16 protein-coding genes are annotated in these 16,409 nt (G+C 73.2%); 6 read left to right on the top strand and 10 right to left on the bottom strand.

Annotated elements, in window-relative coordinates:
* Positions 1 to 54: 54 nt before the first annotated feature.
* Complete coding sequence (locus O4U47_RS27570; RefSeq protein WP_270680898.1) at positions 55 to 756, bottom strand: ribonuclease HII; 702 nt, start codon at positions 754 to 756, stop codon at positions 55 to 57.
* A 129-nt stretch (positions 757 to 885) separates the two neighbouring features.
* Between O4U47_RS27570 and O4U47_RS27565 the strand changes: the two genes are divergently transcribed.
* The 3 genes from O4U47_RS27565 (at position 886) to O4U47_RS27555 (ending at position 2,608) form a co-directional block, all read left to right on the top strand.
* Entirely contained in the window at positions 886 to 1,449 is a 564-nt protein-coding gene (locus O4U47_RS27565) for a histidine kinase (RefSeq protein WP_270680897.1), read from the top strand.
* Positions 1,450 to 1,516: 67 nt separating this feature from the next.
* On the top strand, positions 1,517 to 2,233 hold the full coding sequence (locus O4U47_RS27560) for a hypothetical protein (RefSeq protein ID WP_270680896.1): 717 nt from the start codon (positions 1,517 to 1,519) through the stop codon (positions 2,231 to 2,233).
* A 183-nt stretch (positions 2,234 to 2,416) separates the two neighbouring features.
* Positions 2,417 to 2,608 carry a hypothetical protein gene (locus O4U47_RS27555; protein WP_017627238.1) on the top strand — a complete coding sequence of 64 codons (192 nt, stop codon included), beginning with the start codon at positions 2,417 to 2,419 and terminating at the stop codon, positions 2,606 to 2,608.
* 325 nt (positions 2,609 to 2,933) lie between these two features.
* Here O4U47_RS27555 and O4U47_RS27550 read toward each other — a convergent pair whose 3' ends face one another.
* From O4U47_RS27550 to O4U47_RS27540, 3 genes are all read right to left on the bottom strand, one after another.
* Positions 2,934 to 4,379, bottom strand: a complete 1,446-nt coding sequence (locus O4U47_RS27550) for an SPFH domain-containing protein (protein ID WP_270680895.1) — start codon at positions 4,377 to 4,379, stop codon at positions 2,934 to 2,936.
* A complete protein-coding gene (locus tag O4U47_RS27545; protein WP_270680894.1) occupies positions 4,380 to 6,137 on the bottom strand; it encodes an SPFH domain-containing protein in 1,758 nt (585 codons plus the stop codon).
* Positions 6,138 to 6,380: 243 nt separating this feature from the next.
* Entirely contained in the window at positions 6,381 to 7,334 is a 954-nt protein-coding gene (locus O4U47_RS27540; RefSeq protein WP_270680893.1) for an ornithine cyclodeaminase family protein, read from the bottom strand.
* Between the two features lie 135 nt (positions 7,335 to 7,469).
* On the opposite strand from O4U47_RS27540, the gene O4U47_RS27535 reads away from it, so the two are divergent.
* Positions 7,470 to 7,817: a hypothetical protein gene (locus tag O4U47_RS27535; protein WP_270680892.1), complete on the top strand. Its 348-nt coding sequence runs from the start codon at positions 7,470 to 7,472 to the stop codon at positions 7,815 to 7,817.
* 3 nt (positions 7,818 to 7,820) lie between these two features.
* Here the strand turns inward: O4U47_RS27535 and O4U47_RS27530 are convergent, their stop codons facing one another.
* The 6 genes from O4U47_RS27530 to O4U47_RS27505 form a co-directional block, all read right to left on the bottom strand.
* Positions 7,821 to 8,249: a CBS domain-containing protein gene (locus O4U47_RS27530; protein WP_270680891.1), complete on the bottom strand. Its 429-nt coding sequence runs from the start codon at positions 8,247 to 8,249 to the stop codon at positions 7,821 to 7,823.
* 75 nt (positions 8,250 to 8,324) lie between these two features.
* Positions 8,325 to 8,759 (bottom strand): type II toxin-antitoxin system VapC family toxin, encoded by a 435-nt coding sequence (locus tag O4U47_RS27525; RefSeq protein ID WP_270680890.1) that lies wholly within the window; start codon positions 8,757 to 8,759, stop codon positions 8,325 to 8,327.
* Positions 8,744 to 9,112, bottom strand: coding sequence for a hypothetical protein (locus O4U47_RS27520; protein WP_270680889.1), 369 nt, complete (start codon positions 9,110 to 9,112; stop codon positions 8,744 to 8,746). The genes O4U47_RS27525 and O4U47_RS27520 overlap by 16 nt, the downstream gene beginning before the upstream one ends.
* A gap of 127 nt (positions 9,113 to 9,239) precedes the next feature.
* Complete coding sequence (locus O4U47_RS27515) at positions 9,240 to 12,044, bottom strand: vitamin B12-dependent ribonucleotide reductase (RefSeq protein ID WP_270680888.1); 2,805 nt, start codon at positions 12,042 to 12,044, stop codon at positions 9,240 to 9,242.
* Between the two features lie 134 nt (positions 12,045 to 12,178).
* The gene (gene nrdR / locus O4U47_RS27510) at positions 12,179 to 12,742 is read right to left on the bottom strand and encodes a transcriptional regulator NrdR (protein WP_270680887.1); all 564 of its coding nucleotides are present in this window, start codon (positions 12,740 to 12,742) and stop codon (positions 12,179 to 12,181) included.
* A 388-nt stretch (positions 12,743 to 13,130) separates the two neighbouring features.
* Positions 13,131 to 13,769, bottom strand: a complete 639-nt coding sequence (locus O4U47_RS27505) for a LysM peptidoglycan-binding domain-containing protein (RefSeq protein WP_270680886.1) — start codon at positions 13,767 to 13,769, stop codon at positions 13,131 to 13,133.
* A gap of 323 nt (positions 13,770 to 14,092) precedes the next feature.
* Between O4U47_RS27505 and lexA the strand changes: the two genes are divergently transcribed.
* Together lexA and O4U47_RS27495 are read left to right on the top strand one after the other, a co-directional pair.
* On the top strand, positions 14,093 to 14,779 hold the full coding sequence (gene lexA, locus O4U47_RS27500; protein WP_270680903.1) for a transcriptional repressor LexA: 687 nt from the start codon (positions 14,093 to 14,095) through the stop codon (positions 14,777 to 14,779).
* 169 nt (positions 14,780 to 14,948) lie between these two features.
* The gene (locus O4U47_RS27495; protein ID WP_270680885.1) at positions 14,949 to 16,046 is read left to right on the top strand and encodes an alpha/beta hydrolase family protein; all 1,098 of its coding nucleotides are present in this window, start codon (positions 14,949 to 14,951) and stop codon (positions 16,044 to 16,046) included.
* Positions 16,047 to 16,409: the final 363 nt, after the last annotated feature.

The following is a 16,409-nucleotide window of genomic DNA, read 5'->3' as shown; positions in this document are numbered from 1 at the left end:
CGGGGCCCACGAGCGGGGTACCTGCCGAGCCGCCGCCCGCCCGCTCCCTGCCGTTCAGATCAGGGCCGTCTGGCCCGCTGGGCCCGGTTTGGGTTTGCGCAGGTGGGACCACTTGGGCAGGTCGTCCATGAAGGACCAGCTCACCCTGTGGTGCGGGGTCGGGCCGTGTTCGGCGAGGGCCGCGCGGTGCACCGGGGACGGGTACCCGGCGGCGGTGGTGAAGCCGTACCCGGGGCACTCCTCCTCCAGGTCCGCCATCCAGGCGTCGCGGTACACCTTGGCCAGCACCGACGCCGCCGCCACGCTCACGCAGGCCAGGTCCGCCCCCACCCGGGTCCGCACCGCCCACGGCTGCCCCAGGTAGTCGTGCTTGCCGTCGAGGATCACCGCGTCGGGCCGCTCCCGCAGCCCCTCCAGGGCGCGGTGGGCCGCCAGGCGGAGGGCCGCCGTCATGCCCAGCTCGTCGATCTCCCCGGCCTCGGCGCGGCCGATGGCGTGGTCGGCCACCCACGGGCCCAGGGCCTCGGCCATGGCCGTGCGGCGCTTGGGGGTGAGCTTCTTGGAGTCGGTCAGGCCCTCCGGCGGGGCGCTGCCGTCGGCCACCGCCGCGCACACCACCACCGGTCCGGCCCAGGCACCGCGGCCGACCTCGTCGACGCCGGCCACGGTGCGCGCCCCGGCCCCGGCGAGCTCCTGCTCCAGCCGGTAGTCGGGGACGGGCACCCCTTCGCTCGGGGCGGGTGTCGATGCTGCCACGGCGCACCACCCTACTGCGCCGGGCCGATTCGCCGCACCCCGCGTGTGACGCAGAGCCATTGAGCGTCACCTTGGGTAGTTTCCCTGGGGACCGGCGACCGGACGGTGGAATGAGGGGGCGGTCGGGCGATGCGGAGCGCCGACGGAGGACCGGCCCGCGCGGGGGCCGCGGAGCGGCTCCGGGACGCGGCGGTGCTGGCGATGCGGCTCGGCGCCGCCTGGGTCGTCGCGGAGCACGCGGTGCGGCGGCTCACGGAGGGCCCACCGGGCGGCACCGGGGCGGCGCTGGCCCAGGTGGAGCTGGCGTGCGCGGCGATGCTCGCCGTCGGCCTGGGGCTGCCCGTCAGCGGCGGGCTCACCGCCCTGCTGGCCGCCGCCGGGGCCGGGGCGGTGTGGACGGGACGGACCGGCCTGCCGGGGGTCCCCGCCGACGCCGAAGCCGCGCCCCTGGCGCTGCTCGCCGCCGCCTGCCTGCTGGCCGCCGTCGCGCCGGGGCGCTACGCGCTGGACCGGCTCGCCCGCCGCGGGGCACGGCGGGTACGGCGGACGCGGGGCGCCCCTCCCGGACGCGCCCACGCGCGCGCGGGCGGTACGGGTACTTCTTTCCCCAGTCGTGCCCGAAGGCCCGAAGAAGCGCCGCCGCTCCCCTATCCTGAAAGGCGGGCCGCGACGACGCGGCCGTCACGCACCTGACGCGCCGCCGGTGGCCCGATCCCCCGGTCGTGCGACTCCGCTCATCCACCCTGGGGGAACGCTCTCCATGACCGCCTCGGCTCCCAAGCACGGTCCGTCACCGGCACAGGGCTCCGAGCCACGCACCGACGGCGCAAGCGGCCCCGGCCCCGGCGACGACCCGGTCGCCCCGCTGCTGCAGATCGCCCACCGGCCCACGCTCGCCCGCCGCCTGGTCTCCTGGTCGTCCCGTCCGCCCGGACGGCTGTACCTGCCCGCGTGCGTCGGCATCGGCCTGGTGCTGCTGTACGAGGACAGCGTGCCCGGCGGCCACCTTCCCGCCTTCGTCCTGGGCATGGGCGGCGGCACCGTCCTGGCCGCGATGGGCGCCCTGCGCCTGGGCATCGCCATGGGCGTGGCCCGCCCGATGGTGCGGCGCTACTGGATGCGCTGGATCGCCGCGCCCCTGGTGGCCGCCGCCGCGATCGGGCTGGCCGTCGCCGACATCCCGCTGCAGGGCCGTGTCGCCGCCTCGGCCGAACAGCTCATGGATGTGCGCGACACCGCCAACCGGTCCACCACCGTCCCGATGAACGGCGACTGGGCCGGGCTGTACCCCCTGACGTCGGTGGGCGCGCTGCGGGACGGCACGACCCTGTACGGGGTGCAGGGCGCGGGGCTGCTGAACCGGTCGGGCCTGGCCTACAGCGCCGAGCCGCTGGAAGAGGGCGTGTTCATCGGCGGGCACGGCAGCCGCGTCTACGAGCACATCACCGACGACTGGTACGCCTGGACCGAGTACTGATCCCGCCCGCCCGCGGCCTCGTCCGCGGGCTCCCCGAGGCGGTTCCCGAGGCGCCGGTGTCCTATGTCACCGGCGCTTTTCTTCTCCGTCTGCACGCCTCTAACCCCCGCTTTATCCTGCGTCGGTAGAAATGGGGGTGCGAACAACGGAGAAGGACTTGCCCGGAAGGGACGGGTACCGGCGATGAGTGAGTTCCTGACCACCCTGCACCTGCGCATCTACGATGCCACTCGGGCGCTGCGGCGCGCCCACGCGCGTGGTGACGAGGAGCTGTGCCTGGCGCAGGCGGCGGAGATCGAGGACCTGGTGGAGATCGCCGCCCGCCACGGAATCGACATCGACAGCGGGTACCGGACGCTGGTCGAGGCGGCCTGAAGCGCCGCCCGCGGGAAACACCGCGAAAACAATTGTTCCCGGATTCGACCGATCCCGCCGGTGCGGCGGTGGGAATCCGGGAACAATCTCCCCCCGATGGCTCCGACACTACCGGCGCCGGATTCAAGCAAGGGTAATACGCGGGCCAACGTTCGGCCTCATCGGTCCCACGGCCCTCCCGCCCCTCACCGGGCGCGGGAGGGCCGACGCGTCTGCGGACCGCCTCCCGGCACGGCGGTGCCCCCGCGCTCCCGTCGGACCGGGAGCGCGGGGGCACCGAACACGGGGGCGCGCAACGCCCGTTCGGGCCGGACGGCGAACGGCCTCAGCGGCCGCCGCGCCCCTCGAAGCCCTCGCCGCGCTCGAACTGCTCCTTCATGGCCTGCTTCTGCTCCTTCTGGAACTGGCGGGCCATCTCCTGCTGGCGGCCGGCCGCGGCCGCGACCGAACCCTTCGCCTCGGAGAAGGCATCCGACCCGGTGTCGGCGGAGGACCCGCCCCCGCCCAGGGCCCGGCGGCGCCCGCCCAGCTCGGGCAGCATCTGCGCCAGCATCAGGGTGGACAGCGCCGAGGAGTCGCCGGAGGCGCCGTCGGTGCGCACCACCACCGGCTGCGGGGCGTGCTCGGCCAGCTTGGCGCCGACCTCCAGGCGCCGCCGCGCCAGCTCGTAGTGGAGCACCGCCCGGTTGTCCCGGTAGGAGGTGGCCAGGCGCCGCTGGGCCTTGGCCTGGTTCTGCGCGGCGACCAGGTCGGCCCGGCCCTGCGTCTCGATCTCGTGGCGCACCCGCTGGGCCTCGGTCTCCTGCTCTTCGAGCATCTGCGCCACGTCCTTGCGGGCCTTGTTCAGGGCCGCGTTGACCTCGACGATCTTGGCGTCGCGGGTCTTCTTGGAGCGCTCGATGTCCATCAGCAGGGTGTCGATGCGGCGCTTGCGGGTCAGCTCCCACTCCTGCTCGTAGGCGACCAGCTCCTTGGCCACCCGCTCCCGGGTCGCCAGGTGCTGCTGGTACTGGTTGGGCAGCTGCACGTCCGGGATGTTGCAGCCCCGGATCTCCACGCCGTAGCGGCGCAGCTGCCGGTTGAGCAGGTCCTGCATATCGGCCACGTCCGAGCCGCGCAGGTCGTAGGCGCTCTCGGTCTGCACCTGGCGGCTGCGCTGGCGGATGGCGTCCTGCACCGCGCTGGAGAGCACCAGGTCGAAGTTGCTGGCGCCGATGGTGCGCACGAACGCCACCGCGTCGACGATGCGGAACTTCAGGAAGAACTCGATCGACTTCAGCGGCACGTTCTCATGCGTGGGACAGGCCACGACCGGGGCGGTGTAGGGGATCTCGGTGGAGGTGTCCACCACGAAGTCCACCCGCGCCCAGGGGTTCCACAGGTAGTGGCGGCCCGGGTCGAGCGTGCCGGACACGGCGCCGTACTTGGTCAGCACGCCCACGGTGCCCTGCTCGATCTCGACGATGGACGAGCGCCACCACCAGAGCAGGCCCAGGCCCAGCGCCAGGATGGCGACCACGAAGAAGAGCACCGACATCCAGGTGAGCAGCGGCTGGCCCAGCGCGGCCACGATGAGGGCGGCCAGCAGCAGGTACAGGGCCAGCCACACCAGCATGGTCCACTTCAGGCCGCGGTTGTCGCGCGGGATGACGACGGGCACCAGGGCGCCCTGGTCGCCGCCGCGCAGCAGGCGGGCGATGTCGCCCCACGAGGCGAGCGACTCCTTGATGGAGGAGCCCCCGCGCTGGGGCTCCTGCGTCGGCTGGGACATCTAGCGGCCTCCCTGCGGTCCGGTCCCGCCGGTCCCCGGCTGCGGCCAGGGCGGGGGCGGGGGTGCGTCGTGCGGCGGCCCGGCGGGCGGCGGGGCGGCCCCGGGGGCGGGCCCGTCCGGCGCGGCCGCCTCCGGAGCCTCGTCGGTGACGGCCTCGTCGATGCGCTCGGCGACCGCCTCGTCGGCGACCGAGCGGCGGATCTCCTCCAGCCGCTCCTCGCCGGGCACGTCGTGCTCCTCGGGGTCGGGCGCGGCGACCGTGGTGCGCTCCTCGGCCAGCAGCGCCTCGATCTCGGCCTCCCGGTCGGCGATGCGGGCGGAGATCTCGTCCATCCGGGTGCGGATGGCCTGCATGTCCTCGTCGGAGAAGAGCTGCGCCTGCGCCTCGCCGATGATGTTCTGGGCCACCCGCAGGAAGTTGACGCTGGACTCGTCGCCGTCGCCGATGTGCAGCACCTGCGGCAGGCTGTCGGCGATCCCCTCCAGCTTGTCCAGCAGCTCCTGCTGGTAGCGGTAGTCGAGGATCTCCGGGGCCTCGGCGGCGCTGACCGCGCGGATGTCCAGGGCCTGGGCCTCCAGCAGCGCCGCGTTGGCGTTGGCGGTGCTCTCGGCCTCGACGAAGCGCTGGCGGGCCTCGGCGCGGGCGCGGTTGGTCTCGCGCTCCAGGGCGGTGTCCATCTGCGCCTGGTACTGGGCGATGTCGGCCTGGATCGCCGACAGCGTCTCGTTCAGCGAGGCGAGCTCCTTGTTCAGGTCGCCCTCGTTCTGCTCCTTGCGGAGCTGGAGCTCGTACTCGTAGGTGTAGGCCTCCTTGGCCACCCGCACCATCTCGGTGGCCGCCAGGTCCATCCGGTACTCCTGGCTGGAGGGCTCGGCGTGGGTGATGTTGGCGTTGGTCAGCCGCACCGCCGGGAGGAACTGGGTGTTGAGGTTCTCCAGCAGCCGCGCGGTGTTCTCGCCCACCATGTCGTAGATGTCCGCGGCCTCCTGCTCGTAGATGAGGCTGCGGGTGGTCTCGCTGATGGCGTTGTTCAGCTTCTCCTGGAAGCCCTGCACCGCGCCGAGCACGAAGATGAACTGCTCGGGGTCCTCGATGCGGAACTGCACGAACAGGTCGACCGAGGCCTTGACGCCGCTCTTGGTGGGCGCCTCCCGGATGGGGGCGTTGAACGGGTACTCGCGCGTGGTGTTGACGATGTAGGAGACGCGCTTCCAGGGGTTGAGCAGGGTGACGCGGCCGGGGCCGACGATCTCCTCCAGCTTCCCGAAGCGGGTGATGAGCGCCTGGCACCCGTCCGGCACCATGACCATCCCCTGGCGCCACCACATGAACACGGTGAACGCCACCAGCACGACCCAGAAGTGGGGGCCGAAGAACGGGTTGAGCGCGAAGCCGAACAGCGGGGAGGAGGCGCCCAGGCCGAGCAACCCGACCACGGCCAGCAGGATCGAGGGCAGCAGGGCCACGAAGGTGCGCCCGCGCGGGATCACCATCGGGCAGATGACGTGGACCGGGCCGCTCGCGCCGCGCTCGAAGGAGCTCCGGTTCAGCGCCTCGCCTGCGTTGTTGAGGGACGTGGTGTTCTGCTCGATGCGGGTGCCGGTGGAGGCTCCCTGGTCCCGGGCGGCGAGGAAGTCGCCCGGGTCGAGCCCGATTCCCTCCGCCCCCTCGCGGAGTGCGTCGGAGACCGCCTCGCGCGGGTCGCCCCCCTGGGCGACGCTCGCTGCGGCCCCCCGCACCGTCTGTGCGAAGGACATGGGTGATGACTCCTTAGGTGTTGTCGGACCTGCGGGTTCCGACGCCGTGGCGGCCGCGGCGGTTCCGCCGTCCGATACGAAGTGGCCGCATCCTCCCACAAGGGAGGGGACGCGCCGCTCTCCCGTGGGTGACCATCGGATATCGAATGCGGCCACGCGAGCGCGGTGCACCTTTATGTCCGAAACCCGCGGCGCCGCAGGCCGGGGCCGCGTCGGCGGGCGCGCCGCCCGGCTCCCCTCCCCTCAGGCCAGGAGGTCCAGCGCCGTGCCCGCGCCCCGGTCGGCGGCGGCGCGGTAGCCGTACCAGGCCAGGGCCAGGTCCTGCCATGGGACCCCGACAGGCGCGTACACGCTCACCCCGTCCGGCCCGGCCGAGCCGCGCTCGGCCCCGTTGAGCACCTGGCCGAGGGTGGCGCCGATGGCCGAGGCGTCCAGCCCGGCGTTGCCCACGGCGCCCGACGACAGCGCCAAGCGGGCGTCGTCGACCACCACCCGCGCGGCGCGCAGCAGGTCGGCGGCCAGCTCCACCTTGCCCGGCTCGTCGGCGCCCAGCGAGGTGACCTGGGTGCCGGGCCGCACGTCGGCGGCGTGCAGCAGCGGGGCGCGCGACCAGGTGGCGGTGAGCACGATGTCGGCCTCGGCGGCCACCCCGGGGGCGTCCCGCGCCACGGCGGCGGGCACGCCGAACTCCTCGGCGCACCGCTGGGCGAACGCCTCGGCGCGGGCCCGGTCGGTGTCGGTGACGACCATGCGGCCGATGGGGCGCATGCCGATGATGCCGCGGGAGAACAGCCCCGCCTGGGCGCCGCAGCCGACGATGCCGAGCACCTCGGCGTCGAAGCGGGCCAGGGTGTGCGCGGCCAGGGCGGCCGACAGGCCGGTGCGCCAGGCCGTGAGGGTGGCCGAGTCCATCAGCGCCAGCAGTTCGCCGCTGCCCAGGTCGTGCAGGCAGACCACGCCGCGCAGGGCGGGGCGGGCACCGGGGAACTTGGCGTTGACCTTGACCGAGTAGGCGGGCACGCCCGGCAGCAGGCCGGGGATGAGCGCGGTGGCGGTGCCGGGGCCGGGCAGGTCGGTGCGCACCCGCTGGGCGTCGACCGGGGAGGCGCCGCTGGTGAAGCCGTCCCAGAGCCGGTCGATGCAGGCGTGCAGGTCGAGCACGCCCAGCAGGTCCGAACGCCCGAGAAAGAGTGTCACATGAAGGAGCCTTCCCCCTTTCGGCGGCGAAGACAACCATTCGGGACGCGCGGGCGGTCGGGGGCACAGAGGGGACGCGGGTCGGAAGGGATAGCGTGAACGCGGAACGCACCCGTTCGACAAGGAGCGCGCACCATGCCCACGGTTCCCAGCCCCGTCATCACCACCGCCGGACTCGTCGGCGGGTACACCGCCGCCCGGGCGACCGGAGTGCGCCCGCTCGGCGGCGTGGTGCTGGCCGCCTGCGGCGCCGCCGCCTACGCGTCCTGGCGGCGCGGCTCCGGCCCGCGCACGGCCGCCGCGCTGACCGGGGTGTACCTGGGCGCGTTCGGGCTGAGCCACCCGCTGGCCAAGAAGATCGGCTCCTGGCCGTCGGTGCTGGCGGTGACCGCCGGGACCGCCGCCGCGGCGTGGGCCTTCGGCGAGCGGTCCGGCGGCGGGGAGGACCACCCCTCCGCGGGGGCGGGCCTCACCTCCGGGTGATCCTCACCCCTGGGTGATGTAGGCCTCGAGCTGCTGGCGGTCGAGTTCGAGCTGGCGGATCCGGCTCTTGACGACGTCGCCGATGCTGACGATGCCCACCAGCGCGTCGGCGGCCAGCACCGGCACGTGGCGGACGCGGTTCTCGGTCATCAGCACGGTCAGCGCGTCGACCGTGTCGGAGGTCTTGCAGGTGATGACGGCTGAGGTCATGATCTCGGAGACGGGCCGGCCGAGCAGGGACGCCCCCTGCTCGGCCAGGCGGCGGACGACGTCGCGCTCGGAGACGATGCCGGCGACCCTGCCGGCCTCGGCGACGACGACGGCGCCGATGTTGTGCCGTGCGAGCCGGTCGAGGAGCTCCGACACCGTGGTGCCGGGCCGGACCGTCACCACGTCGGAGCCTTTGGCGCGGAGGAGCTCGGCGATCAGCATGGCGGCCACCTTTCGATCGGTGACCGTGGGTTACCCGTGCAGGCCCGGGGCTAATCGGGGACGCACCGGGCTGAGTCAGACGTTGATGACGACCACCTTCGCCTCCTTCGGACACTCCGGCTCTTCCACAAGCGTGCTCATGTCCCCGGGGTGACTCGTGAGCAGGAGGACAGGGCGCTCTTCCTTCAAGGCGGTCGCAGCGACGATCGCGTCGTTCGTGCAGCGGCGCCCCGACACCCCTGATGCACCGAGCAATTCGCCCGCACGCCTCGCCGCCTTCTCGGTCACCTCGCGCAGGGTGATGTGCTTGAGAACCTGGTGAACGGCAGCGTCGCGCCTGGCACCACGCAGCACCTCGGCGAGCGTCACAGCGCTGACGACGATGCGCCCTCCGCGCCCGATCACCGCCCGATGGCGTGCGCGGGCCCGCTCGTCCCGAGCGGCCAGCTTGACGAGGCCTTCACTGTCCAGAACCAGGGTGCCGCCCCGAGCGATCAGACGTCCGGCCATTCGGCCCCCGCCTCCCGCACCAGTTCCTCTGCCACCGGACCGTCTTCCTCGTCCATCCGATCGGCGAGGTCGACCAAGAGATCGTGCTCGATCTGCCTCGCTACAGCCGCCGCGACGTAGCTGCTGAACTCGCCTCGACCGACGCGTTCCTGCACGGCGTCGGTCAGCTCGGCCGGAAGCGTGACGCTCACCTTCCGCATCGGCGTCCGGGCCTCGTCCGCCTCACCGCCCCGACGGCGCTCGCCCTTCCTACTGTGGGACTCGTGCTCACTCGTGGCCTTGTGCGCGGCCTTCTCCAGTCTTTTCTGCGCGGCGGCGGACTTGGCCGCTCCCGCCTTGGAGTCGGTAGCCATGCCCGTGATCCTACTGACGGTCCTACTCCATGTCCCGAAAACGAGCGCAAAGGAAGGCGGGGGCACCCGAGCGTTCTCGGGTGCCCCCGCCTATTGGGCGCCTATTGGGCCGTCGTCACCGGCTCCATCAGCTGCAGCCGCTGGTGGAGCCGCAGCCCTCGCAGACGTAGCAGGTGCCGGACGGGCGCATCTTCGTGCCGCAGGTGACGCACAGCGGCGCGTCGGCGACGAAGCCCTCGCTCGGCTTCACCGGCTCGGTGCGCTCCTCGCGGGCGGCCGGGCGCTCCTCGGAGCGGCCCTTGGCCAGCGGGGCCGACTGGGAGTAGGACTCCACCTGCGCGGCCACCTGGGCCGGGTCCTCGCCCGCGGCCTGGGCGCGGCGCTCCTCGGCCGACAGCACGCCCAGCCCGGCGCGCTCCTCGTAGGACAGGTAGTCCAGGGCCAGCCGCCGGAAGATGTAGTCCACCACCGACTGCGCCATGCGGATGTCCGGGTCGTCGGTCATGCCCGCCGGCTCGAACCGCATGTTGGTGAACTTCTCGACGTAGGTCTCCAGCGGGACCCCGTACTGCAGCGCGATGGAGATCGCGATGGAGAAGGCGTCCATCACCCCGGCCAGGGTCGAGCCCTGCTTGCCGAGCTTCATGAAGACCTCGCCGAGGCCGTCGTCCGGGTAGGACCCGGCGGTGATGTACCCCTCGGCCCCGCCGATGCTGAAGGAGACCGTCTGGCTCGGGCGCTTCTTCGGCAGGCGCCGCCGGACCGGGCGCTCGACCTCGACGATCTCCGGCTCGGGCGCCTCGGCGGCCTTGTCCTCGGAGGCGGCCGTGGACAGCGGCTGGCCCACCTTGCAGTTGTCGCGGTAGACCGCCAGCGCCTTCAGGCCCAGACGCCAGCCCTCGAAGTAGATGTGCTCGAAGTCCTCGACGGTGGCCTCCTCGGGCACGTTCACCGTCTTGGAGATGGCGCCGGACAGGAACGGCTGCACCGCCGCCATCATCTCCACGTGGCCCATCGGCTTGATGTACCGGCGGCCCATCGCGCAGTCGAACACCTCGTAGTGCTCGGGGCGCAGGCCGGGGGCGTCCACCACGTGGCCGTTCTCCGAGATGTACTCGACGATGGCCTCGATCTGCTCCTGCTGGTAGCCCAGGTTCTTCAGGGCCCGCGGGATCGCCTGGTTGACGATCTGCATGGAGCCGCCGCCCACCAGCTTCTTGAACTTGACCAGCGAGAAGTCCGGCTCGATGCCGGTGGTGTCGCAGTCCATCATGAAGCCGATGGTGCCGGTCGGGGCGAGCAGGCTGGCCTGGGCGTTGCGCCAGCCGCTCTTCTCGCCGGTCTTCAGGCACTGCTGCCAGGCCTCGGTGGCCGCCGCGGCGATCGACCGGTCCATGTCGCCGACCGTGCGCAGGTCGTCGTTGGCGGCGGCGTGCTTGCGCATGACCCGCTTGTGGGCGTCGGCGTTCTTGGCGTAGCCCGTGTAGGGGCCCACCACCCCGGCCAGCTCGGCGCTGCGCTTGTAGGCGGTGCCGGTCATCAGCGAGGTGATGGCGGCCGCCACGGCGCGCCCGCCGTCGGAGTCGTAGGCGTGGCCGGTGGCCATCAGCAGGGCGCCCAGGTTGGCGTAGCCGATGCCGAGCTGGCGGAAGTCCCGGGTGGTCTCGCCGATCTTCTCGGTCGGGAAGTCGGCGAAGGTGATCGAGATGTCCATCGCCGTGATCACCAGCTCGGTGAGGCGGGCGAAGCCCTCGATGTCGAAGGTGTCGTCGTCCTTGAGGAACTTCAGCAGGTTGATCGACGCCAGGTTGCAGGAGGAGTTGTCCAGGTGGACGTACTCCGAGCAGGGGTTGCTGGCGGTGATGCGGCCGCTCTCGGGGGCGGTGTGCCAGTCGTTGATGGTGTCGTCGTACTGCACGCCCGGGTCGGCGCACTCCCAGGCGGCCTTGGCCATCGACCGGAACAGCGACTTGGCGTCGACCTTGCCGGTCTCATCGCCGGTGGTGCGCGAGACCAGGCCGAAGTCGGTGCCGTTGTCCACGGCGCGCATGAACGCGTCGGAGACCCGCACCGAGTTGTTGGCGTTCTGGTACTGGACGCTGAACATGTCGGCGCCGCCCAGGTCGACGTCGAAGCCCGCGTCGCGCAGCGCGCGGATCTTGTGCTCCTCGCGCGACTTGGTCTCGATGAACTCCTCGATGTCGGGGTGGTCGACGTCGAGGACGACCATCTTGGCGGCGCGGCGGGTGGCGCCGCCCGACTTGATGGTCCCCGCCGAGGCGTCGGCGCCGCGCATGAACGACACCGGGCCCGAGGCGGTGCCCCCCGAGGAGAGCAGCTCCTTGCTGGAGCGGATGCGGGACAGGTTCACCCCGGCCCCGGAACCGCCCTTGAAGATGATCCCCTCCTCCTTGTACCAGTCGAGGATCGACTCCATGGTGTCGTCCACCGACAGGATGAAGCAGGCCGAGACCTGCTGCTTGGAGGCGGTGCCCACGTTGAACCAGACCGGCGAGTTGAAGCTGAAGAGCTGGTGGACCAGCGCGTACTTCAGCTCGTGGTCGAAGACCTCGGCGTCCTCCCCGCTCGCGAAGTAGCCGTGCTCCACGCCGGTGGCGGTGTACATGCCCACCACGCGGTCCACGAGCTGCTTGAGGCTCCACTCGCGCTCGGGCGTGCCCACCGCCCCGCGGAAGTACTTGCTGGCGACGATCTGGGTCGCGTTCATCGACCAGGCGGCGGGGAACTCGACGCCCTTCTGCTCGAAGTTCACCGAGCCGTCCCGCCAGTTGGTCATGACCACATCGCGGCGCTCCCACTCGACCTCGTCGTAAGGGTGGACGCCCGGCGTGGTGAAGACGCGCCGCATCTTCAGGCCCTTGCGCCGGCCTCCGCCACCCTTGCGCGTCGTCGGGCCGGTGGTCTCGGTCATTCTGCTCCCCCTGCTCTCGCCCTCATGTCGGGTCGCCCGTCCCCGCCGCCTGCGGCGGGCCTCTGGGCCCTTTCCGTCTGTGCCTCGTCCGCCCCGCGGCCCCCGGCCTGCCGTCGGTCGGCCACGGCCCGCCCCTAGCGTTCGGCGGGCTCCGCGGTGCGCTCGGCCTCCGCCTCCGCGCGCCCGCCGCCGGGCCCGGCGCCCGCGTCGCGCTCCGCACCGCCGGGGCCCACGGGTCCCGCCGGGTCCGCGGTGCGCTCCGAGCGCAGCCGGGCGATCTCGTTCTCGAAGTCCGCCAGCGACTCGAAGCCCCGGTAGACCGACGCGAACTGCATGTAGGCGACCTCGTCGAGCTCCTGGAGCGGGCCGAGGATCGCCAGCCCGATCTCGTGCGCGGGGATCTCGGCGAGCCCGCGGCAGCGGATCTCCTCCTCGACCCGCTGCCCCAGCACCGCCAGGGCGTCCTCGGTGACGGGCCGCCCCTGGCAGGCGCGCCGCACGCCCGCGACGATCTTGCTGCGGGAGAAGGGCTCGGTGACCCCCGAGCGCTTCTGCACCATCAGCAGCACGGTCTCCTGGGTGGTGAACCGGCGCTCGCACTCCGGGCACGTACGGCGGCGCCGGATGGCCGAGCCGTCGTCGGTGGACCGGCTGTCGATCACCCGGCTGTCCGGATGGCGGCAGAACGGACAGTGCATGCCGACACGCCTCCCAGTCGTCTCTCCCGCGGAAACCCCCGCCGCTCCCGGACACGGGGCGCCGCACCGGTCGCGGAGCGCCTCCACCGGGGCCGCGCACGCTCGCCGAAGGGGCCCAGCGCCCTTGCGGCGCGGGCGGCCCCCCGAAGAGCCTCACCTACTAAAGCACAACTTCTAGGCTGCTTCTTCCGCGGCGGGCACTAGATCTTGTGGTCAACTTATGAGCGCGTCGCACCCGCACGCAAGCCCTCCGACGGCGCGTCGCGTCGGATCCGCAGGTCAGGGGCGGCGAACCGGCGACCGCCCCGGGCGTGTCGCCGCGAGGGCGCCGCGGACCCCGTGGGAAACGACACCCGGGGACCCCGGCGTCGGGGTCCCCGGGCGGTGGTCACCGTGCGGGCAGGCGCAGCTCCTGGCCGGGCCGCAGGTGCGGTCCGCGCAGGTCGTTGAGCTCGACGATGGCGTGCACGGTGCGGCGGACGTCCTCGCCCGGGCGCGCCTGCTCGGCGATGCCCCACAGCGTATCCCCGTCCCGGACGACGACCGTCGGGGACGGGCCGCGGCCGAAGGCCGCCCCGGCGGCCGACTCGGAGGCGGAAGCCCCTGCGGCCGCGGAGGTGAGGACGGCGAGCGAGAGGGCGCCGCCCGCGCCGACCGAGGCGAGTGAGAGGACGGCCACGCGGCCGCGGCGGCCCAGGGCGGCCCAGCGGCCGCGCAGCGCCGCCGCGGTGCGCGGGGCCAGGCCCACGGCGCGTTCCCCCCCGGCGGGCCGCTCGGCGGCGGCCTCCCGGCCGGGTTCGGCCGGGAGGGCGCCCCCGGGGGTGCCCGCCGGGGCGGCGTCCGGGCCGGGCCCGGCCCCCGCCCCACCCCCCAGGGGCAGCTCGGGCAGCCCGGCCAGCGCGGAGGACGGGGCCGGGCGGGGTCTCCACTCGGGGACCTCCACGGCCCAGTCGTAGAGGACGGGCCCGTCGTCGGGCCTCCTCTGACGTGGGATCGCGGCTCTCGGGACAGGCGAGGGATCGGACATGGTCGCCCCCTTCGAACACCAGTCGCTTAGAACTGATGTTCGACTAATACCGCAACGGCCGGATTTTTTCATCACCATCTCGAACGTTTGTTTGATATCGCCGTGAGCAGGCACTACCGTTGGACGTGTCTCACTTCGGCATCGGCGCGGCGCACCGGGGACGCGGTCGCGGCCGTCGGCGCCGACGTGCCACGGTCGGGACGCGAACCCCCCGACGCCCAACACGCCACCACCGACCGCCGAGGAGGCCGGCCGTGCCGGAGGAGAAGCACCGAACCCAGGAAGCTCGACCGGGCGGGGACGGCGCGGAGCCGCTCGGACCGGTGCCGGTCCCGGGGGAGGCGGGCGGGCGGACGGACGCGCCGGCGCTGACGGCTCGCCAGCAGAGCGTCCTCAACTGCATCCACCGCTACGTGCGGCAGCGCGGGTACCCGCCGTCGATCCGGGAGATCGGCGACGCCGTGGGCCTGTCGAGCCCCTCCAGTGTCGCGCACCAACTGAAGGTGTTGCAACGCAAGGGGTACCTCCACCGCGACCAGAACCGCCCCCGCGCGGTCGAGATCCGCATCCCGGGCCAGCCCCCGGTGCGGTCCTGGGACGCCCTGGAGGGGGAGCAGCCCCGCGCCGACGAGACGCGGGCCGCGCACGCGCCGCTGGTCGGCCGGATCGCGGCCGGCGGGCCGATCCTCGCCGAGGAGTCGGTGGAGGACGTGTTCTCCCTGCCCAGGCAGCTCGTGGGCGAGGGCCGCCTGTTCGTGCTGACGGTGGTCGGGGACTCGATGGTCGACGCCGCCATCACCGACGGGGACATGGTCGTGGTGCGCCAGCAGCCGGTGGCCGAGAACGGGGACGTCGTGGCGGCCCTTCTCGACGAGGAGGCCACGGTGAAGGTGTTCCGGCGCGAGGAGGACCACGTGTGGCTGATGCCGCGCAACGACGCCTACGAGCCCATCAACGGCGACCAGGCCACCATCCTGGGCAAAGTCGTCGCGGTGATGCGGCGCATGTAGCCGCCGCGGGGGCGGCCCCCGCCCCGCTGATAACGACTTCGCCTCTCTTCGGAACGGCCCCGTGACCATGCACCGCCGTCACGGGGCCGTCGCCGTTTCGGTATGCGACGGATACCGGCGGACGCCGCCCCGGCCGCCCCGGCCCTCGGGGGCCAATACGGTAGGGGCCATGCCGAGCCGATCCTCCGCCGCACCGCCCTCCTCCCCCGTGCGCGCCGCCGCCGTCGCGGCGGCGGCCGTGCTCCTGGCCGCCGGGTGCGGTCCGGGCGGCGGCGCGGGGGCCGCCCCGCCCGGGGCGGAGCCGGTGGAGCGGGACGTGTCGTTCCGCAGCGGCCCGGACACCCTGCACGGCACGTTCGCGCTGCCGCCGGACGCGGACGGGCCGGTCCCGGGGGTCCTGATCATCTCCGGCAGCGGCCCCACCGACCGGGACGGCAATGGCGAGGGGCGCCCGGACGCCGACACCAACCTCAACTTCGCCCGCGTCCTGGCCCGGGCCGGCGCGGCCTCGCTGCGCTACGACAAGCTCGGTTCCGGCGAGACGGGCATGGGATCGCGCGGCGAGGAGGAGGCCGTCGGGTTCGACGACTTCGAGGCGCAGATGGCGGCCGCCTACACCGAACTGGCCGAGCAGCCGGAGGTGGACCCGTCCCGGCTGCTGGTCCTGGGGCACAGCGAGGGGGCGCTGTTCGCACTGCGCTCACCCGGGGCGGTCGAGGGTCCGGCCCCCGCGGGGCTGGTACTGGCCGCCCCGCCCGGGAACCGGTACATGGACCTGATCGACCGGCAGATCACCGACCAGACCCGCCGCGCGGAGAGCATGGGGGCGATGACGGCGTCCGACGCGGAGGAGCTGCTGTCGGACACCCGCCTGGCCATCGCCCGCCTGCGCGCCGACGAGGAGCCGCCGAGCGAGATGGCGCCGACGGTGGCGCCCCTGTTCGGCGAGCAGAACGCCGAGTTTCTCCGGGAGATCGACGCCCTGGACCCCAAGGAGATGGCCGAGGAGCTGCCCGGGGAGACGCCCGCCCTGGTCCTGTGGGGCACCGAGGACTCACAGGTGCAAGGGGCAGAGGTGGACCGCCTGATGGAGGGCTTGGAGTCCGGCGGGCGCACGGGCGTGGAACGCGTGGACATCAAGGGCGCGGACCACGTGTTCCGCGAGTACGACGACAGCCCGGGAGCGGTGATCCCCGACGCGGAGCGCCCCTTCGCCGACGAGGTGGCCCCGGCGGTGGAGTCCTTCCTCGACGAAGCGACCGGCTAGACGAAGTGGTCGAATAGACGAAGCAACCGGCTGGCGGCCACGGCCAAGCCGCGACAGAAGCCGTGGCAGAGGAGGCGGCCCTACCTGCGGGTCGGTCGGCCGCCGGGCGTGTGCGTGGTCGGGGTGTTCGGCGACGACGGCACAAGCGGGGCGGTTCCCCGGGCCTGCCTGCCGTCCGGCGGGCCCCTCGCGGTCCGGGCAGGCGGGCGGCTCGGCCGGTACCCCGCTGACGGGCCCCGGCCGGGCGGCGGGCCACCGGGGCGCGGGGTGGTGGGCGGCGACGACGAAGGTCAGCGGCCCTACCTGCGGGTCGGTCGGCCGCCGGGTGTGTGCGTGGTCGGGGTGTTCGGCGACGACGGCACA

Origin of the sequence: Nocardiopsis suaedae (genome assembly GCF_027706745.1) — a bacterium.
GTDB classification, from domain to species: domain Bacteria; phylum Actinomycetota; class Actinomycetes; order Streptosporangiales; family Streptosporangiaceae; genus Nocardiopsis_A; species Nocardiopsis_A suaedae.
The sequence above is the reverse complement of the archived record's forward strand: the minus strand, read 5'-3'. Positions and strand labels throughout refer to the sequence as shown.